This window comes from Alcaligenes sp. PF14 (assembly GCF_037150615.1).
In the GTDB taxonomy this organism is placed as follows: domain Bacteria; phylum Pseudomonadota; class Gammaproteobacteria; order Burkholderiales; family Burkholderiaceae_B; genus Alcaligenes; species Alcaligenes phenolicus.
On record NZ_JBAGRS010000002.1, the window covers coordinates 49,046 to 67,088 of the forward strand.

The 18,043-nt window shown below is 57.7% G+C and carries 16 protein-coding genes and 1 tRNA gene; 7 read left to right on the plus strand and 10 right to left on the minus strand.

Annotation, left to right across the window (positions count from 1 at the left end; genetic code table 11):
* Positions 1–239: 239 nt before the first annotated feature.
* Positions 240–315 (minus strand) — tRNA-Asn (locus tag WFM49_RS04265).
* Positions 316–645: 330 nt separating this feature from the next.
* Here WFM49_RS04265 and WFM49_RS04270 point away from each other — a divergent pair.
* A complete protein-coding gene (locus tag WFM49_RS04270) occupies positions 646–1,566 on the plus strand; it encodes a DMT family transporter (protein ID WP_336971909.1) in 921 nt (306 codons plus the stop codon).
* Between the two features lie 18 nt (positions 1,567–1,584).
* Here the strand turns inward: WFM49_RS04270 and WFM49_RS04275 are convergent, their stop codons facing one another.
* Positions 1,585–2,808 carry a patatin-like phospholipase family protein gene (locus WFM49_RS04275; RefSeq protein WP_021446842.1) on the minus strand — a complete coding sequence of 408 codons (1,224 nt, stop codon included), beginning with the start codon at positions 2,806–2,808 and terminating at the stop codon, positions 1,585–1,587.
* Positions 2,809–2,930: 122 nt separating this feature from the next.
* On the minus strand, positions 2,931–3,836 hold the full coding sequence (locus tag WFM49_RS04280) for a LysR family transcriptional regulator (RefSeq protein ID WP_035268980.1): 906 nt from the start codon (positions 3,834–3,836) through the stop codon (positions 2,931–2,933).
* Positions 3,837–3,936: 100 nt separating this feature from the next.
* Between WFM49_RS04280 and WFM49_RS04285 the strand changes: the two genes are divergently transcribed.
* Complete coding sequence (locus WFM49_RS04285) at positions 3,937–4,992, plus strand: YeiH family protein (protein ID WP_026484582.1); 1,056 nt, start codon at positions 3,937–3,939, stop codon at positions 4,990–4,992.
* A 231-nt stretch (positions 4,993–5,223) separates the two neighbouring features.
* Here WFM49_RS04285 and WFM49_RS04290 read toward each other — a convergent pair whose 3' ends face one another.
* A complete protein-coding gene (locus WFM49_RS04290; RefSeq protein ID WP_021446841.1) occupies positions 5,224–5,604 on the minus strand; it encodes a SirB2 family protein in 381 nt (126 codons plus the stop codon).
* A 117-nt stretch (positions 5,605–5,721) separates the two neighbouring features.
* Positions 5,722–6,588 (minus strand): MBL fold metallo-hydrolase, encoded by an 867-nt coding sequence (locus tag WFM49_RS04295; protein ID WP_250756937.1) that lies wholly within the window; start codon positions 6,586–6,588, stop codon positions 5,722–5,724.
* Between the two features lie 74 nt (positions 6,589–6,662).
* Between WFM49_RS04295 and WFM49_RS04300 the strand changes: the two genes are divergently transcribed.
* Genes WFM49_RS04300 through WFM49_RS04310 form a run of 3 tightly spaced genes read left to right on the plus strand, consistent with a single transcriptional unit; the run spans position 6,663 to position 7,828 of the window.
* Complete coding sequence (locus tag WFM49_RS04300) at positions 6,663–6,989, plus strand: ArsR/SmtB family transcription factor (protein WP_009456065.1); 327 nt, start codon at positions 6,663–6,665, stop codon at positions 6,987–6,989.
* Positions 6,979–7,407: a YeeE/YedE family protein gene (locus WFM49_RS04305; protein WP_026484580.1), complete on the plus strand. Its 429-nt coding sequence runs from the start codon at positions 6,979–6,981 to the stop codon at positions 7,405–7,407. Before WFM49_RS04300 ends, WFM49_RS04305 begins: the two co-directional genes overlap by 11 nt.
* A gap of 10 nt (positions 7,408–7,417) precedes the next feature.
* A complete protein-coding gene (locus WFM49_RS04310; RefSeq protein WP_009455401.1) occupies positions 7,418–7,828 on the plus strand; it encodes a DUF6691 family protein in 411 nt (136 codons plus the stop codon).
* Between the two features lie 18 nt (positions 7,829–7,846).
* On the opposite strand, the gene cadR is transcribed toward WFM49_RS04310, so the two are convergent.
* A complete protein-coding gene (gene cadR / locus WFM49_RS04315; protein ID WP_021446839.1) occupies positions 7,847–8,278 on the minus strand; it encodes a Cd(II)/Pb(II)-responsive transcriptional regulator in 432 nt (143 codons plus the stop codon).
* Positions 8,279–8,356: 78 nt separating this feature from the next.
* On the opposite strand from cadR, the gene WFM49_RS04320 reads away from it, so the two are divergent.
* Complete coding sequence (locus WFM49_RS04320) at positions 8,357–10,678, plus strand: heavy metal translocating P-type ATPase (protein ID WP_324576506.1); 2,322 nt, start codon at positions 8,357–8,359, stop codon at positions 10,676–10,678.
* 355 nt (positions 10,679–11,033) lie between these two features.
* Positions 11,034–12,734, plus strand: coding sequence for a SulP family inorganic anion transporter (locus WFM49_RS04325; protein ID WP_250756940.1), 1,701 nt, complete (start codon positions 11,034–11,036; stop codon positions 12,732–12,734).
* 118 nt (positions 12,735–12,852) lie between these two features.
* Here the strand turns inward: WFM49_RS04325 and WFM49_RS04330 are convergent, their stop codons facing one another.
* From WFM49_RS04330 to glpK, 4 genes are all read right to left on the minus strand, one after another.
* Positions 12,853–13,962, minus strand: a complete 1,110-nt coding sequence (locus WFM49_RS04330) for a formylglycine-generating enzyme family protein (RefSeq protein WP_336971923.1) — start codon at positions 13,960–13,962, stop codon at positions 12,853–12,855.
* The gene (locus tag WFM49_RS04335) at positions 13,949–15,670 is read right to left on the minus strand and encodes an arylsulfatase (protein ID WP_336971924.1); all 1,722 of its coding nucleotides are present in this window, start codon (positions 15,668–15,670) and stop codon (positions 13,949–13,951) included. The genes WFM49_RS04330 and WFM49_RS04335 overlap by 14 nt, the downstream gene beginning before the upstream one ends.
* Before the next feature lie 393 nt (positions 15,671–16,063).
* A complete protein-coding gene (locus WFM49_RS04340; RefSeq protein ID WP_254499557.1) occupies positions 16,064–16,516 on the minus strand; it encodes a TM2 domain-containing protein in 453 nt (150 codons plus the stop codon).
* A 28-nt stretch (positions 16,517–16,544) separates the two neighbouring features.
* Positions 16,545–18,038, minus strand: coding sequence for a glycerol kinase GlpK (gene glpK / locus WFM49_RS04345; protein WP_254499556.1), 1,494 nt, complete (start codon positions 18,036–18,038; stop codon positions 16,545–16,547).
* Positions 18,039–18,043: the final 5 nt, after the last annotated feature.

An 18,043-nucleotide genomic window follows, 5' to 3' on the forward strand; every position in this document is an offset into this window, starting at 1 on the left:
AGCTCCGGGTCGACGTAGTGCGTTAGCAGCGGCGGCATCGTCCCGGGCAGGGGCTAGGTCAGGGGAAAAGAGCCACAGCGGGGCGGCATCAACATGCAGTCCCGCTGTCTTTTTGGCTAAAGGATTTTGTTTGTCAAAATGTTAATGGCGCCGCTGCGTTGTTATCGGACAGACGCATTTTGCAAGGACAAAAAAATCAGCCCAAAGCAAATGCTATGGGCTGATTTCAATGGTTTTCTTGGCTCCCCGACCAGGGCTCGAACCTGGGACCTGCGGATTAACAGTCCGTCGCTCTACCGACTGAGCTATCGGGGACCAGAGAAAAAGAATATAGCATGTATTTTGAGAAATGTGCAAGTTTTCATGGAGGAACAGCACAAAAGTTTTGGCATGTTGGTGCTGTTTTCACGGGTGGGCAGACTAAGTCTTTGTCTTTATTGAGGAGTTGGTTCGACATCGTGTCATTCGCGATCTTCCGGTTTTGGAGACTTGTGCACTCTAGTGGGCCATTGGCTGCGATATTGGCAGGGTCAACGTGGCCGCTGCCAGAAGCAAAGAGTAGAATCGACGGCTTGTTGACTCTTTTTTCGCTGGGGCCAGCAGCTCTTGTGCTGACGGTGTCGCCCTGCAAAGTGATGAATTCCCATGCAAGCTAGTCAAAGCTCCAGTGCGCAGCGCAGTTCCTTTTTAATTGGACTGGCCCTGTCGGGGGGCGGCTCTATTCTTTTCTCCGCCAAAGCGGTGGTTGCCAAGCTGACCTATCAATACGATGTCAACGCCTTGACCGTTATTGGCTTTCGAATGCTCTTGTCGCTGCCTTTCTTTCTGGCTATTGCCCTTTGGCAAGTGAAGAAAGTACGGCAGGGCAAGCTGGCCGCACTGACTGGTCGTCAGAAGCTGGAGCTGGTGGTGCTGGGCTTTCTGGGCTATTACCTGGCCAGTTTGCTGGACTTTATCGGCCTTGAATATATTTCGGCAGGGCTGGAGCGGCTGATTCTGTTTTTGTCGCCTACCTTTGTGCTGATGTTCTCCGCCCTCTTTCTGAAACGACGCATTCTGCCCAAACAATGGCTGGCTCTGGCGCTGGCCTATTTAGGGGTAGGGCTGGTCTTTGTGCAGGACTTGAGCCTGACCGGCGATGATGTGCTGCTGGGTGCGCTTTGCGTGTTGGGTTCGGCCATTTCCTATGCCATCTACCTGATTGGTTCGGGCGAGCTGCTCAAGGCCATTGGTTCTACACGGCTGGTGGCTTATGCCATGTCCTTCTCGGCGGTCTACACCCTGATTCACTTTTTTGCCGTGCTGGGCTGGCAGGGGCTGGTGCAGCCTGCGCCGGTCTATGGCCTGTCCATGATTCACGCCGTCTGCAATACGGTTTTGCCGACCTTTATGACAATGTGGGCAGTGGAGCGAGTAGGCGCGCCCATGAGTGCTCAAATGGGGCTGATTGGCCCAGTTTCGGTTCTGTTTCTGGCGAACTGGTTTCTGGGGGAGCCGATTACGCTCATGCAATTGCTGGGTACGGCCTTTGTACTTAGCGGCGCGATGGTCTTGAGCCGCCGCTAAGTCTCGGCACAGGCTGGCTTACTTGCCGTTGTTGGCCAGCCGTTTTTCGATTTCGTCGCGGTGCACGTCGTAGGTGGTGAAACCGGCCAGGTTCTCCGGCATGTTCAGCTTGTCTCGATGGATCAGCGTCTGGCGAATATCATCCAGACCGCTACGCCAGTGCTCGCGCATGGTCATGCGACCAAACTGATAGTCCTTGTAGTGCTGCTCGTAGGGCTGGTTGCGGTAAATCAGGTGCACCACGTTGTAGCGCTTGTTGCTGGCCAGCTCTTCGGCCAGGCGGCACGGCAACAGGTCTTTGCGTTGATCTTCGGGGATCAGGGGGAGCAGCTCTGACAGGATATGACGCATGTACTGCGAATGACGCATGTCCTCGGTCACCATACGGGTACGGCTGGAGTAGCGGATCTCGTTCAAGCGGTCGCTGACTTCACCCATATTGTTGGGTACCGGGCCACGCGCACTCCACAAGTCCACTTGAAAAACCAGAGTGTCCCGGCGGGGTGACTGATCCAGCACATAAGAGAGCGGCGTATTGGAAACCAGACCGCCGTCCCAGTAATACTGACCATCAATTTCCACGGGGGCGAAAGCCGGAGGCAGGGCACCCGAGGCCATGAAGTGTTCGGCTCGCAAGGTGGTGCGATGGTTGTCAAAGTAAACAAAGTTGCCCGTGCCTACATTGACAGCACCTACCGAGATGCGCTGACGCTTGTCGTTGATGCGATCAAAGTCACATAAACGTTCCAGCGTGTCTTTCAGGGCGCTGGTGTCGTAATAGCTGGCACCTTCGGGCACGCCCGGTGTGGCTTGCATTGGAGGGGGGAAACGGGGGCGGAAAAAGCCACGCTGTCCCAAGACCAGGGCGTTGCTGGCATTGAAGGCGCTGATGGCCTCACGCATGACATCGTTGATACCAAAGAGGGCACGCTCCAGGCAGGCTGGGCTGGACCAGCCATAGTAGGGCTCGCAAATGGTATTCCAGAACTCCCGCAGGCGTTCTACCTGCCGCTCGGGGGGATTGCCCGCAATAATCGCGGTGTTCAAGGCCCCAATTGAAATCCCGGATAAACAGTCTGGCTCGATTCCTGCTTCCAGCAAACCTTCATATACACCGGCTTGATAGGCTCCCAAAGCGCCGCCGCCTTGCAATACTAGGGCTACCGTTTCGTAGGGTGGCAAATAAGAGGGGCGGGCAAAAGCGGGGACATCTTGCGCTTGTGGCGTAGGAACAGTGTTCATGGCATCACTCGGTTCAAGAGGTGGGCAGGAGAGCGGGACTTATGGTCCCTTCTGTTTGTGCTGCACTGCAGCAAGAATAGCATTGCTGCGGGTGTCAACCATCATCAGAATGCAAACTTGCGTCAAGTTTCCGATGCGCTTGAACCGGACTCCGGGCTGTGTACATGTTCCGCAAAAGCGCTTAACACTTGGCTACGGTAGCGTTCTTTATGCAGGACCAGGGACAGGCGGCGCTTCAAATCCAGAAAAGGGGTGTCCAGGATGCGTAGTCGCTGATTGGCAACAGCATCCAGGGTAGCTGCCTGTGGCAGGCAAGCCAGGCCCAGTCCGGCGATGACCGCCTGTTTGATGGCTTCTACCTGACCCAGCTCCATCAGCACATGGCCGCCGGGCAGCACATTCAAGGCTTGTTCGGTCAGCGCTCGGGAGGCCGAGCCACGTTCGCGCATGATCCAGCTCATGCCCGCAAAGTCCTGTTTTTCCAAGGTGGCCTTGGTAGCCAGCGGGTGATCGGGGGCGGCGCAGACGACCAGCGCATCTTCGCGCCAGATCCAGGTTTCCAACTGAGGGTGATTGACCGGGCCTTCCACGCAGGCAATGTCGCAGCCATGTTCCAGCAACTGATTGATGATGTTGGCCGTGTTGTCCACCGACACATGCAGGGACACGCGCGGGTGCTGGCGCACAAACTGCCCCACCAGATCCCCAATCAGATAGTTGCCGACGGTATTGCTGGCCCCGATGCGGATTTCACCACGCAACTCGCTTTCTTCCTGCTGGCTTTGCATCTCCCGCAGGCGTTCCAGAATTTCGCGAGCGTGTGGCAGCAATTGCTTGCCGCGGCTGGTCAGCTGCATGCGCCCCGGCGTGCGTTCAAACAGGGGACAGTCCAGCTGCTTTTCCAGCTCGGCCAAGGCCATGCTGGCGGCAGGTTGGGACAAGTGAATCTGGGCGGCGCAAGCACGCACGGTGCCCAAGGTGGCAATGCCTACGAACACTTCCAGTTGTCTGATGCTGATCGCATTCATGATAAATAAAATTGATACTTACGATAAGTAATAATGAATTTTTTAATACTCGGGGTCAACCTAAAATTACTTTTACTTATTACATATCTGGAATGACGAGATGAGCAGTGTGACCGATTTACCAGCAGGAAGCACGACCCTGAAGGCACAGGGCAAATCGGGTTTCTCTCTGAAGCCGTCGCGTTGGTGGGGCTTTTTACTGGCGGTGGCCGTAGGTGTTGCGGCTATGGGCCTGGGCAAAGTGTGGCCCTTGATTGGCGGTCCGGTTTTTGCGATTGTCTTGGGCATGGTATTGCGTAACAGCATGGGCGTGGCTACGGTGTTTCAGCCCGGTTTGCGCTTTTCGTCCAAGGTATTGTTGCAGTGGTCGATTATTGGTCTGGGTTTTGGTTTGAGCCTGCCGCAAGTGATGCGTACCGGTATGGATTCGCTGGCGGTGACCCTGGTGACCTTGACGGTGGCGTTTGTGACGGCGCTGGTGCTGGGCCGAGCCTTGGGGATTCCTTCCAAGCTGCGCACCCTGATTGGGGTGGGGACGGCGATTTGTGGGGGCTCGGCCATTGCAGCGGTCACGCCTATTCTGAAGCCTGAGGAACATGAAACCGCACTGGCGATTTCCACCATTTTTATCTTCAATATTGTGGCCGTGCTGATTTTCCCCTTGGCCGGTCACATGATGAATATGTCGGACGCAGGTTTTGGGGTGTGGGCGGGAACCGCCATCAACGATACGTCTTCAGTAGTGGCAGCAGGCTATAGCTACAGCCGTCAGGCCGGTGACCACGCCACTATCGTCAAGCTGACTCGGGCAACCTTGATCATCCCGATTTGCCTGATTCTGGCGGGTCTGGAAGTGTGGCGTTCGCGTCAGGCTGGTCGGGATTTTGACTTGATGCGTGTGTTTCCCTGGTTCATCGTCTGGTTCATGGTGGCCTCGGCTCTGCGCTCGCTGGGTTGGGTGCCGGTGGAGTGGCTGGAACCCCTGCGTTTTCTGGCTGAGTTCCTGATGGTTCTGGCCCTGGCAGCTATCGGTTTGTGTTCGGACTTGCGTGTGATGGCCCGAGCGGGCGTGCGGCCTGCCTTGCTGGGCTTGGGAGTCTGGATCGCGGTGGCGGTCAGCAGTTTGCTGGTACAGCGCTGGATAGGTGTCTGGTAAGACAGGTATGTAAAAAGCCCCTGTCAGTGGAAGATAACTTTCACTGACAGGGGCTTTTTTGTCGCCGGGCCGTCCCAAGACAAAAAGCTCCCCCTCGGGGGGCAGCAAGCCGAAGGCGTAGCGTGGGGGCTTTTTTTGTCGTCGGGCCGTCCCAAGACAAAAAGCTCCCCCTCGGGGGGCAGCAAGCCGTAGGCGTAGCGTGGGGGTTTTTCTTGTATGTGGGCTACTGGTTTAGACGAACCAGGACGCCGGGCTGCGATTCAGCGCCACGCCTACGATATAGGCAAAGATGGCAATCGCAATCAGGGCTGCCACGCCGCGGCTAAAGGCGGTTTTACCGCGCTTGATGGCATAGCTGCCCACCACAATGTAGACCACCAGCAACACAATCTTGGTCAGCAGCCAGGGCTGGTTGGCGGCTGCGCCCAACATGCCGGCCAGCGCCAGACCACAGACCAACAAGACGGTATCGATGACATGCGGGGCAATGCGCACAAAGCGATTCTGCAAACAGGATGATCCGCTGACTGACCAAAAGGCCCGAATAATGAAAAACAGAATGCTCAGCCCGGCGGCTGTCATGTGCAAGTGTTTGAGGGCCACGTAAGTCATGCCAGTTATTTCCTTCTGAAGTTCAGGGTGCAGAAAAGGGCAGTATACGCAGGCTGAGCCTTAAAAGTTTTTCTACGTCCGAGCCTGTGTCTGCCCGGACGCAAAAAAAAGTCATATTCAAAGCAGATTGACGGGCAGTTTCAGATAGATCTGACCATTGCTTTCTGGTTCGGGAAAGTGTCCGGCGCGGATATTGACTTGAATGGAAGGCAGGATCAGGCGTGGCATGCCCAGGGTTTTATCGCGTGCGCGGCGGCGCTCGCAAAACTTTTCCTGGCTGATGCCGTCGTGTACGTGGATGTTGCCGTCCTTCTGCTCCTGAACCGTGCAGTGGAACTGGGGCTCCCGTCCTTCAGGCGGATAGTCGTGGCACATGAACAAGACCGTATCTGCGGGCAGGGCCAGCAGGCGCTGGATGGATTCATAAAGCTGGCTGGCGCTGCCGCCCGGAAAGTCGCAGCGGGCGGTACCGACATCGGGCAGGAACAAGGTGTCGCCCACAAATACGCCCAGACCTTGAACGTGATAGGCCATATCTGCCGGGGTATGACCGGGCACGTGCAAAGCCTGCACTTGAATGGCGCCGATCTGGAACGGTTCCTGATCCTTGAACAGCGTATCGAAGGGTGTGCCGTTGGCCTGTATTTCGGCCTCTATATTAAAGATGCGGCTGAACGTGGACTGCACTTGCTTGATGTGTTCGCCAATGGCTATTTTCCCGCCCACCTGTTCTTGCAGCCAGACCGCAGCGGACAGATGGTCGGCATGGGCATGGGTTTCCAGAATCCATTGCACCTCCAGCTGATGCTGGCGCACAAAGTCCACGACCTTCTGGGCAGACACGGTGCTGCTGCGGCCGGAGGCGGCGTCGTAGTCCAGCACCGAGTCAATGATGGCGCATTCGCGTTGACCTTCGGCATAAACCACGTAGGTGAACGTGGATGTGTCCGTATGAAAGAAGCTGGCGACCTGGGCTTGGAGCATGTCAGACCTCTTGTTGCTTAAAAAATATGAAAAGATATTATATAATAATATATATTGTATTTTTGTAGAACGTTATGAATCAAACCGAACTGGAAGCCCTGCGACAGGTAGCGGGCCGAGCCAGCAGCTTGCTGGGCAGCCTGGCCAACCCTGACCGCCTGATGATTCTGTGCACGTTGGTGCAGGGCGAATGCAATGTGGGGGAGCTGGCGCAACGCAGTGGAATTTCACAACCTACTTTATCCCAGCAATTGACGGTTTTGCGGCGCGAAGAGCTGATTGCCAGCCGCAAAGAGGGCAAGTACGTCTATTACCGCCTGGAAAACCCGGCGGTGCTGGCTGTCATGCAAACTTTATATGGAATTTTTTGTGCCCCAGGAGGCATTGATGATCGCAATTGACTGGAGTTCCTTTACCCCATGGAGCGCCTTGTTTGGCGGCGCCTTGATTGGTTTGGCGGCCGCGGTGCTGGTGCTGTTCAATGGTCGGGTGTTTGGCATATCCGGCCTGCTGTCGGGCACCTGGAGCGGGGAGGCGGGTGACAAGGGCTGGCGCTGGATGGCCTTGCTGGGCCTGGCGGCGGCACCCTGGCTGTACCGCCTGGCCGGGGAAACCGTACCTGTCGTGCAGCCGCAGCCCTGGATGTGGGTGGTGGTAGCCGGTTTGCTGGTGGGGTTCGGAACCCGTTTGGGTTCGGGGTGCACCAGTGGTCATGGTGTGTGTGGTCTGTCGCGTTTGTCGCCCCGTTCTTTGGTGGCAACGCTGACGTTTATGGCCAGCGGCTTTCTGACCGTATTTGTCTTGCGTCATTTGATCTAAGGAGCCCGCCATGCACTATTTCATCGCTTTAGTTTCCGGCCTGATTTTTGGCTTGGGTTTATTGATTTCCGGCTTGGCCAACCCCAGCAAGGTGCTGGCGTTTCTGGATCTGGCCGGAGCCTGGGACCCGTCTTTGGCCTTGGTAATGGCCGCGGCAATTGCGGTGGCGATTGTGCCGTTCAGTCTGGCACGCCGTCGTCCTTGTGCTTTTGTGACTGGCCAGCCCATGAATCTGCCCAAGCAGCGTCAAATAGACCGTCCTTTGGTGTTGGGTGCTTTGATTTTCGGCGCTGGTTGGGGTGTGGCAGGTTTCTGCCCCGGACCGGCCATTGTGCTGGCTGCGTCGGGCGCACCGTTGGCTATTTTGTTTCTGGTCGCGATGCTGATCGGAATGTGGGCGGCAGGGCGGGTGCGTGGCTAAGGACCACGTCACACCGCCTTAGCCCAAATGGGTTGTGGGAGCCGGGACTTGATCCGGCTCCATATTCACCAATCCCTGCAAAATGCCGCAATGCTCCAGGCCACCGGCCTGTCCGCAGCGGTGACGCAGTTCAATCAGTTGTTTTTGCAGGTGTTCCAGCTCGGCAATGCGTACGGCCACATGCTCGATGTGTTCATCCAGCAAATCGTTGACCGGGGCGCAGTCTTGCGCTGGGCCGTCCATGAATGCCAGCAGGCCGCGAATTTCTTCGTGCGTCATATCCAGGCTGCGGCAGTTGCGAATAAAACGTAGCCGTTCCAGGTGGATACTGCGGTACAGGCGGTAGTTGCCCTCGCTGCGCTCCGGCTCGGGCAGCAGCCCAACTTTCTCGTAATAGCGGATGGTTTCCGTGTTGCAGTGGCTTTTTTCCGCCAACTCACCAATTTTCATTGCTTGGCCTCCAAAGGGCTTGACCTTGTAGTTACTTTAGGCTTTCTACTGGTCCCATGCAAGAAGCGAGGAACTGCTATGACATCAGCTAACAACACATCAAAGCTCGGCGTGGGGCAGTGCACAACATCAGCCTGCCAGACCGAGCACGTACATGACCATAGTCATGATCACGCCCATGCGGCGGGCGATCACAGCAACGAGCATAGCCATGATCACGATCACAGCCATGCAGAACAAGCGTCGCACTCCCACGAGGGGGCGTGCTGCTCGGCACCCGCATTTGGCCCATCGGTGACCTTGGCGGCCAGTACCTCCACTCGTCTGGTCGTGCATATTGCTGATATGGACTGCCCGGCGGAAGAGAACATGATTCGCTCCGGCCTGAAAAAGCTGGATCAGGTGCAGAACCTGGGTTTTGACCTGATGCAGCGTGTGTTGACCGTAGACCACGTGGATGGTGCCCGTGACAAGGTGCTGGGCGCGTTGCGCGGCCTGGGCTTTGAACCCCGCATGGCCGATGAAGAGCCTGTGAAGCAGGTATCGCCCAAGCAAGGTCTGATTCGCATTGCCGGCGCCGTGGTGCTGGCTTTGGCCGCCGAGATCAGTCACTGGCTGGCGGCCCCCGAGTGGCTGGTGATTGTTCTGGCTCTGGCCGCGATTCTGTCCGGCGGCGTGCAGGTCTACAAGAAGGGCTGGATTGCGCTGCGTAATGGTCAGCTCAATATTAATGCCTTGATGAGTATTGCCGTTACCGGCGCGGTACTACTGGCCCAATGGCCTGAAGCCGCCATGGTGATGTCCTTGTTCAGCCTGGCTGAGTGGATTGAGGCTCGTTCCCTGGACCGCGCCCGTAATGCGGTGGACAGCCTGCTCAAGCTGGTTCCGGATGAAGTGCTGGTCAGTGCCGATGGCAAGGATTGGCAGCGTGTACCGGCCAATCAGGTGCAGGCAGGCTGGCAAGTGCGTGTGGCCCCTGGGGAGCGTTTTGGCCTGGATGGCAAAGTTCTGCAAGGGCTAAGCACGGTTAACCAGGCTCCTATCACGGGTGAAAGTGCCCCCGTGGACAAAGCGCCCGGTGACGAAGTTTTTGCAGGCACCATCAATGGCATGGGCGAACTGGTGTATCAGGTCCAGGCCGCGCATGATGAAACCTTGCTGGCCCGTATCACACGTTCGGTTCAGGAGGCCCAGGCCAACAAGGCTCCGATTCAGCGCTTTGTCGACCAGTTCTCTCGCATCTACACCCCGCTGGTTGTGGTGGCGGCAGCCTTGATGGCTGTGGCCTTGCCCTTGATCTGGGGTGTGAGCTGGTCGGAGTCCGTATACCGCGCTCTGGTTCTGCTGGTCATTGCGTGCCCTTGCGCCCTGGTGATCTCCACGCCTGTGGCCGTAGTCAGTGCCCTGGCCAGTGCCGCGCGTGCCGGTATTTTGATTAAAGGTGGCGTGTATCTGGAGCGGGCTCGTCAGCTACGGTACTTGGCCGTGGACAAGACCGGCACCCTGACCTTGGGCGAGCCTTCCTTGAGCGAATATGGCAGCCTGCGTCCAAGCCTGTCAGATAGCGAAGTGCTGGACATGGCCGTTACTCTGGCCGAGCGTTCGGATCATCCTGCCTCGCAAGCGATTGCCCGTGGCCGTGTGGCATCGGGTCTGGTGCGCCTGGATCAATTCGAAGCTTTGGCGGGTAATGGTGTGCAAGCACAAGGCACGACTGGCCAATTGCGTCTGGGCAAGCGTAGCTGGGTGCTGGGGCAGAACAAGGCTGAGTCCAGCCAGGCCGAGCAGCAAGCGGTAGAGAGCGGTGCCACCATGGTGTATCTGGGTGACGAGCACGGTCTGCTGGCCTGGTTCGCCATGATGGATACGCTGCGTCCCACCACCAGCCAGGCGATTCGCGATCTGCAAGCGCAGGGTGTTCAGGTGGAAGTGCTTTCGGGCGACCACGAACAAGCCGTGCGCCATGTCGCCCAGCAAGCCGGAATCAAGGATTTCCGAGGTGGTTTGCTGCCACAGGACAAGCTGGACCGTATCGAGGAAAAACTGGGTAACGGTTTGGTGGCGATGGTGGGTGATGGCATCAATGATGCACCCGCCCTGGCTCGTGCCGATGTGGGTATCGCGATGGGAGCTTTGGGTTCGGACATTGCGATCGAGACCGCTGACGTGGCCTTGATGGACGATGATCTGGGCAAGATTGCCTTGCTGATGCGTCAGTCCCGAGCCTTGCATGCCGTGTTGTGGCAGAACATCAGCCTGGCTTTGGGTATCAAGGCCGTGTTCCTGGTGATGGCCCTGACCGGCCAGGCCACCATGTGGATGGCCGTGTTTGCCGACGTGGGTGCCAGCTTGCTGGTGGTGCTGAACAGCTTGCGTTTGCTGCGCGCCCGCAACCCTTGAATTCCGTGTTCGTTGTCACTGAGCCCCACCTCTTTGAGGTGGGGCTTTTTTTATCGCTGGGCCGTCCCAAGGCTCGGCGCCCCCGGTAAAAAGCGCCCCCTCGGGGATGAGCCTGGACACACAGTAGTCCATTGCGGCCTGCTGTGTGCCAGGCGAATCCGAGCGGCATGCAGGCCGCGAGGTGGAGCGCAAGCCGCAGGCGCAGCGTGGGGGCCTTTTTATGCCGCGTCAAATAAGCCCATCACTAACGTGAAGTTTTTTTGACACGCAGTAGTATCATTAAGGCTTCATTTGGGTTGAGGCCCTGCTTGTTTCTCATCTGTGTCGAGCAGGCTGGGCATGACAAGGACGCGCGATGATTGCACTGCTGGAAGCGGGTCGAGCCGGACTCCTGGGGCGAAAACACTGGCTAAATAACCTGTTGGCTGGTTTGGTGGTGGGGGTGGTGGCCTTGCCGTTGGCCATGGCCTTCGCCATTGCCTCCGGGGTCAAGCCCGAGCAGGGTTTGTATACCGCCATTATTGCCGGTTTGGCGGTGTCTTTATTTGGCGGCAGCCGGGTGCAGATTGCCGGGCCGACGGGGGCCTTCATTGTCATTCTGTCCGGGGTGGTGGCCCAACATGGGGTGGCGGGCCTGCAAATTGCCACGCTGATGGCCGGGGTGATCTTGCTGCTGCTGGGCCTGCTGCGCCTGGGAGCCGTGATCCGCTTTATTCCCGATCCGGTCATCGTGGGTTTTACCGCCGGTATCGGGGTGATCATCTGGGTGGGCCAATGGCGGGACTTTTTTGGCCTTCCCGTCGTCGAGGGCCAGCACTTTCACGAGAAACTCTGGTTCTTGCTGCAGAACCTGCCGTCCCTGGATTGGGCAACCACACTGCTGGGGCTTTTGTCTCTGGCGATTCTGATTGTCGTGCCCAAGATCCCAAGTCTGGCGCGTTTGCCCGGACCGCTGGTGGCCCTGGTGGTCATTACGCTTATCCAGGCGATTTTCCGTTTTGAGTCGGTGGCCACTATCGGCTCCAGCTTCGGTGCCTTGCCCAGTGGTTTGCCGTCGTTTCAATGGCCGGAAATTACGCTGACTCGCGTGGTGGAGCTGATCGGGCCTGCGTTTGCAATTGCCATGTTGGGTGCGATTGAGTCCTTGCTGTCCGCTGTCGTGGCCGACTCCATGACAGGGACCCGTCACGACTCCAATCAGGAATTGGTGGGCCAAGGGATTGCCAACGTGCTCTCGCCCTTGTTTGGCGGGATTGCGGCTACCGGGGCCATTGCCCGTACCGCTACCAATATCCGTAATGGCGGTGACAGCCCCATTGCCGGCGTGGTGCATGTCATTTTCCTGGTACTGGTTCTGCTGTTGCTGGCCCCGCTGGCGGCTTATATCCCGCTGACGGTGTTGGCGGCCATTCTGTTCATGGTGGCCTGGAATATGAGTCAGGCCAAGCTGGTTCTTCGCCTGCAGCGCCGTATGCCTACCGCTGACTTGTTCATTCTGTGGGTGACTTTCGCCCTGACGGTATTTGCGGATCTGGTGGTAGCCGTCAATATTGGGGTGATTCTGGCCATGCTGTATGTGCTCAAACGCACCTCGGATGGGGTGCAAGTGCGGGCCCTGGAAGGCCGCCGTTTACAGCGGGCACTGGATTTGTCCTTCAGCCAGGAATTGCGGCAGGATATTTCGGTGCTGACTCTGGAAGGACCGTACTTCTTTGCCAGTGTGGAAGCGGTGAATCGTTCCTTGCTGACGGTGCCGGAGCAGGTTCGGGCCGTGGTCTTGCGCTTGAATTACGTGCCTTTTGTGGATGCGACGGCCATGCAGGCTTTGGAGACTGCCTTGGCGGAGCTGGAACAGCGCAATGTCATGGTGGCGCTGTGCGAGGCGAACGAGAAAGTGGGTCGCAAGCTGATTCGCATGGGTCTGTTCAAGCAGATTCACGCGCATCGCGTTTTTGATAGCTTGCAGAATGCGTGGGAAAGCGTCAGCGAGACCCTGGACCATCAGGCCGTCAAGCAAAAAGAAACGGCCACGCCTGAAACGGGAATGGCAACGTAAGCCTTGATGCCTTGCTTGTCTGCCCTGAAAGAACTTGATAGTGAACAATCCCCTCGTGAAAAGCGGGGGGATTGTTGTTTGGTGCCGGGCTTGGCAAGGGTGAGCCCGGCTTTTGAGCTCAGTTTTTTATTTCATTAAGCACCGTACGAAAGCCCACATGCTGGGTAGACATGGTGGTTTCCTGGGGTTGCCGTGAAGCTGGGCGATAGCGTACGCAGAAGTTCGCCGCACACAGAAACGAGCCGCCCTTGATGACGCCTGTTGCCGGATTTCCGTTGGCATCCGTTGCTGCCACGAGAAGGGGTTTGGGCGCCAGGGGGCGATGCTGGGGCTGCCATGCACTGCGTGTCCATTCCCAGACATTGCCGACCGAATCCCACAGGCCATAGTTATTGGCCGGGAAGCAGCCTACGGGGGCGGTGCCTTCGTAGCCATCGCGCAGCAGGTTCTGGGCGGGGAAACTACCTTGCCAGGTGTTGGCCATCAAGCGGCCGCGCACTTCAGGCGTATTGCCCCAAGGGTAGGTAGCGCCTTCCAGTCCGCCGCGCGCTGCAAACTCCCATTGCTCTTCGGTGGGCAGATCGCGTCCCAACCAGCGGGCGTAGGCCAGCGCATCCTCGTAGGCGATATGGACGACGGGATGATTGTCACGGCCGTTCATATTGGTATCGGGGCCACCGGGATGCCGCCAGTTGGCACCTGGCACCCATACCCACCAGTTGTAATTGCTGGGAGGGGCATGTTGATCGTGCCCGTCGTGGTGATCGTGATCATGCGTTGCTGCCGGTGGCGTGAAGACGGCGGATCCGGGCTGACGATACTGCTCGGGAACCTGAACATTCGGCGGAAATTCCGGCACCCGTTCCGCCTGGGTGACATAGCCTGTGGCTGCCACAAATTGTGCGAATTGGGCATTGGTGACTTCGTGCTGGTCTATCTGAAAAGCCTGGACCTCCACGGGATGTACCGGCTTTTCTTCCGGATAGCCTTCGTCGGACCCCATCAGAAAGCGCCCACCGGGAATGGTGACCAAACCAGCCTGATTGGCGGCTCCTTGCCTGGCCGGGCCGAAGCCTGTTGGTATGCCGCTATAGGCTTGGCAATCGTGGGCCGGAACCGGAGGAGGGAGGGTATCGGAGCCGTCTGCCGCTGCAGGCAGCGGGGCTGCTGTCAGCAGCCCGCATACCGTCAGCAGTGCCTTGGCTCGGGAGAGCTTAAAGGACTTCATCCAGATCCTTGTAGTAGTTCAGGCTGTTGCTGTAGCCTGGGCGCGAAGCCAGACCTTCAAAATCCTCCACTCCGTTGCGCTTGGCATATTGCTCGTACTCGGCAATCAGCTCTTTCAGCTTTTCAGGATGTTTTTCGGACAGGTCATTCAGCTCGGAGCGATCTTCGACCACATTGAACAGTTCCCAGCGGTCTTTGCCCCACGGTGCATTGGCGTACACGATTTTCCAGTCACCCACGCGCATGGCGCGGCGGCCATTCAGCTCCCAGCCTTGGCGGAAGGTTTCATGGACCTGATCGCTGTGACCGGTCAGCACATCCACCATGGAGTTGCCTTGCATGGGGATGACCTGGCGGCCACGGTATTCGCCCTTGGGCTGTTCGATCTGGGCCAAGGCCAGAATGGTGGGGGCGATGTCGGTTACATGGGCCGGAGCGCGCACAAATTCGCCCTGACGCTTGCCACCGGGTACGCGCATGATGCTGGGCACCGAGATACCGCCTTCATACATGAAGGCTTTGTACAGATTGAAGGGCGTGGAGCCAACTTGCGCCCAGCCTGGGCCGTATTCCACAAAGGAGCCGGGACGGCCCGTGTTTTCATAGCTGTTATCGCGATGCTTGTGAGCCCAGGCGCGGGTTTCACCTTCATCCAGCACGGTATTGCCGTCGGCACCGTTATCGGACATGAAGATCACAACGGTGTTGTCGTACTGGCCGGTTTGTTTCAGGTGCTCGATGACACGGCCAATCTGTGCATCCATGGCTTCCACCATCGCGGCGTAGACCGCCATACGTTTGCTTTCAACACGTTGCTGTTCAGGACTCAGCTCTTTCCAGCGTGGCCAGGCCGGATTGCCCACATAGCCTTGCATATCCTGGGGCACCAGACCCAGCTTTTTCATGCGTTCCAGACGTTCCTCACGCAGCACGTCATAGCCTGCGTCATAGCGGCCTTCATATTTACGTATGTATTCCTCGGGCGCGTGCAAGGGCCAATGGGGAGCCGTAAAGGCCAGGTAGGCGAAGAAAGGCTGGTCCTTGCGTTTGTCCGCATCGATATAAGACATCAGGCGCGAGGCAAAAAACTCGCTGGAGTAAAAGTCCTTGGGCAATTGAACTTCCTTGCCGTTCTCGCGGTACAGGGCAACCGGCGCTTTATTGGCATCAAAGGTGATGATGCCGCTTTGGTCAAAGTGGCTGGCGCCACCGTGCATCAAGGCGTAAGACTGGTCGAAGCCCCGATTGGGCGGGGCGACTTCCTCTTTCACACCCAAATGCCACTTGCCAGCCATATAAGTACGGTAGCCATGGTCTTGCAGGACCAAGGGGAAGGGCAGGGCCTGGTCGCTTAGAAAGCCTTCGTAGCCGGGCAGGGCGCGCTGCTGGGGCGTCATCAGTTCGGCCATGCCACCAAAGCCAACCTGGTGGTTGTCCGCGCCGGACATCAGCATGGCGCGGGTGGGGGAACAGAAGGGGGAAGCGTAAAAGTCAGTCAGGGCTACGCCGTCTTTGACCAGGGCATCCAGGTTAGGGGTGGAAATTTCCCCGCCAAACGCGCCAATGTCTGAATATCCCAGATCATCGGCCACGATCAGCAAAATATTGGGGCGTTGTGTCTCTTTGGCTGCGTGACTGCTTAGCGTGCAGGCGGCCAAAGCCAGGCCCAGCAAGTTGCGCAGTAAATAGCTGGTTTTAGTGCGTCGCATTTTCGTGTGTCTCAATCTAGTTATGTTTATAGGTAGAACGGATGTGTAGACAGAGCCAGCAACAATGGCCTCACACTTTTGATCTGAGCCGCCGCTGCCAGTCTTTTAGAGGCTGGCGTGTCTCCCCCAATTCGATTGGACACGAAGCGGCGTGGGGATTTCCAAGACTAAAAAGGTTTGCTTGCATACCTGGAAGGTATGGTGGCTAATATAAGCATTGGAAATCAAGGAACTAGGCTTGCAAGCGGCATGGGCTGTGGTTTTCCCTGATAAGTCCACAAAACGCCCTGAGTGGAGCCTGTTTATTTGACGTAGCCAGGCTTCTGGCATGCGTGAAGGGGGCAGCCATGAAAAAAGCCCCAGCAAGTGGGGCTTGGGTGAGCAATCTGGAAATTAACGGGCCAGCTTGAACTCGTCGTCGCCCATGAAGGCGTAACGCAAGGCGTCGATCAAGGCCAGGAAATAGGCCAGCGGCGACCAGATGGCAAACAGCACCAGGAATAACAAGCCCATGCCGATCTGGCCCAGGTAAAAGCGGTGCACGCCCAGCCAGCCCAGAAATATCGCCAGCACGATCGCGATCTTGCGGTGGCTGTTGGGCTTGGACATTTCGTCTTTCTTGTTCTTGGAAATCCAGATCACCAGCGGGATGGTAATGATCAAGGCGATCAGCGCCTTGCCCCAATGTACGGTCAGGTAGTGCTGAACTTGCTGCATCAACTCGATGAAGTCATGGAACAGGAATCCCAGGTACGAGGAAATGTAGTGGAAAATGGCCTCGCCAAAGGTCAGGCCCAACATCACGATCAGGAAGATGGCAATGCCCAGAATGATTTTTTGCAGCATGGTGTTTCCGTCAAAAAAAACAGCAAGTTCAATAAGTGCGTGCCTGACGCACGGCTTGTTCCCAACTGAGCATCAGGTTTTGGGCTTCATCGCGCGACATGATGGGCTCGAAAACCCGGTCGCATTGCCATAGCGCCGCAATCTCAGGCAGACCTGAATACAGACCGCTGCCCAAGCCCGCCAGATAGGCGGCGCCCAGCGCGGTCGTCTCAATAGTAACGGGACGCACGACAGGCAGGCCCAACAAGTCTGCTTGAAATTGCATCAGAAGATTATTGGCACAGGCCCCACCGTCCACACGCAGCTCGTGCAAGGCCGGGCCGCCGTTGGCCTGTACATCCCGATTCATGGCTTGCAGCACGGCGGCGCTTTGGTAGGCAATGCTGTCCAGAGCAGCGCGGGCGATGTGGGCCATGGTGGAGGCGCGTGTCAGGCCGGTAATGGTGCCGCGGGCTTGGGCATCCCAATAGGGGGCGCCCAGGCCGGTGAAGGCAGGGACCAGTCGTACGCCTTGTGCATCCGGCACGCTGCGAGCCAGCTCTTCGACTTGCGCGCTATGCTCCAGTGCGCCCAGACCATCGCGCAGCCATTGGACCACCGCCCCCCCAATAAATACGCTGCCTTCCAGCGCATAGGCGGGAGCATCGCCGTGATGGGCGGCGCTGGTTGCGATCAGGCCGTTATGGGATTGGGGGACTTGAGAGCCACAGTGCATCAACAGGAAGCAGCCTGTGCCATAGGTATTCTTGGCCATGCCGGGTGTTGTGCAAGCCTGGCCGAACAGGGCGCTTTGTTGGTCGCCCGCCACACCACAAATGGGAATGGGGCTACCCAGAATTTCGGGGCTGCAATGGCCAAACTCGGAGGCGGAGCTCTGTACCTGGGGCAAGACGCTGGCCGGGATGTTGAACAGGGCCAGCAATTCATCGTCCCATTGCTGGCTATGAATGTTGTAGAGCAGAGTGCGTGAGGCATTGCTGACATCGGTGGCATGGACTTTGCCGGCGCTTAAATGCCAGATCAGCCAGCTGTCAATGGTGCCGAAAGCCAGTTCACCACGCGCTGCACGTTCACGGGCGCCGGGTACGGAGTCCAGCAGCCAACGCAGCTTGGAGGCCGAAAAATAGGCATCAATAGGCAGGCCGGTCTTGCCGGTAATGGTGGCTTCGTGCCCTTGTTCGCGCAACTGGGCGCAGAAGTCCTCGGCGCGTCTGTCTTGCCAGACGATAGCCTTGTGCAGGGCCTGCCCGGTTTGCCGATCCCATAGCACTGTGGTTTCACGCTGATTGGTAATGCCAATGGCGTGTATGTCCTGAGGGCGCAGCCCTGCCTGCTCAATCGCTTGCCGGGCGGTTCGGAACTGGGTGTCCAGGATTTCCTGGGGATCATGCTCCACCCAGTCTGTACGCGGGTAGTATTGCTGAGTTTCCTGCTGCGCCTTGGCCAGAATGCGGCCGTCTGCCGCTACCACAAGGCTGCGCGAGCTGGAGGTTCCCTGATCAAGAGCAAGTATGAATGTCATGCGAA

What these genes read in the sequence shown, in the direction of transcription:
- WFM49_RS04325 (WP_250756940.1), top strand. Translation starts at nt 11,034, where the DNA reads ATGATTGCACTGCTGGAAGCGGGTCGAGCCGGACTCCTGGGGCGAAAA.
- WFM49_RS04340 (WP_254499557.1), bottom strand. Translation starts at nt 16,516, where the DNA reads ATGCTGCAAAAAATCATTCTGGGCATTGCCATCTTCCTGATCGTGATG.
- cadR (WP_021446839.1), bottom strand. Translation starts at nt 8,278, where the DNA reads ATGAAAATTGGTGAGTTGGCGGAAAAAAGCCACTGCAACACGGAAACC.
- WFM49_RS04270 (WP_336971909.1), top strand. Translation starts at nt 646, where the DNA reads ATGCAAGCTAGTCAAAGCTCCAGTGCGCAGCGCAGTTCCTTTTTAATT.
- WFM49_RS04280 (WP_035268980.1), bottom strand. Translation starts at nt 3,836, where the DNA reads ATGAATGCGATCAGCATCAGACAACTGGAAGTGTTCGTAGGCATTGCC.
- WFM49_RS04285 (WP_026484582.1), top strand. Translation starts at nt 3,937, where the DNA reads ATGAGCAGTGTGACCGATTTACCAGCAGGAAGCACGACCCTGAAGGCA.
- WFM49_RS04275 (WP_021446842.1), bottom strand. Translation starts at nt 2,808, where the DNA reads ATGAACACTGTTCCTACGCCACAAGCGCAAGATGTCCCCGCTTTTGCC.
- WFM49_RS04335 (WP_336971924.1), bottom strand. Translation starts at nt 15,670, where the DNA reads ATGCGACGCACTAAAACCAGCTATTTACTGCGCAACTTGCTGGGCCTG.
- glpK (WP_254499556.1), bottom strand. Translation starts at nt 18,038, where the DNA reads ATGACATTCATACTTGCTCTTGATCAGGGAACCTCCAGCTCGCGCAGC.
- WFM49_RS04310 (WP_009455401.1), top strand. Translation starts at nt 7,418, where the DNA reads ATGCACTATTTCATCGCTTTAGTTTCCGGCCTGATTTTTGGCTTGGGT.
- WFM49_RS04295 (WP_250756937.1), bottom strand. Translation starts at nt 6,588, where the DNA reads ATGCTCCAAGCCCAGGTCGCCAGCTTCTTTCATACGGACACATCCACG.
- WFM49_RS04330 (WP_336971923.1), bottom strand. Translation starts at nt 13,962, where the DNA reads ATGAAGTCCTTTAAGCTCTCCCGAGCCAAGGCACTGCTGACGGTATGC.
- WFM49_RS04290 (WP_021446841.1), bottom strand. Translation starts at nt 5,604, where the DNA reads ATGACTTACGTGGCCCTCAAACACTTGCACATGACAGCCGCCGGGCTG.
- WFM49_RS04320 (WP_324576506.1), top strand. Translation starts at nt 8,357, where the DNA reads ATGACATCAGCTAACAACACATCAAAGCTCGGCGTGGGGCAGTGCACA.
- WFM49_RS04300 (WP_009456065.1), top strand. Translation starts at nt 6,663, where the DNA reads ATGAATCAAACCGAACTGGAAGCCCTGCGACAGGTAGCGGGCCGAGCC.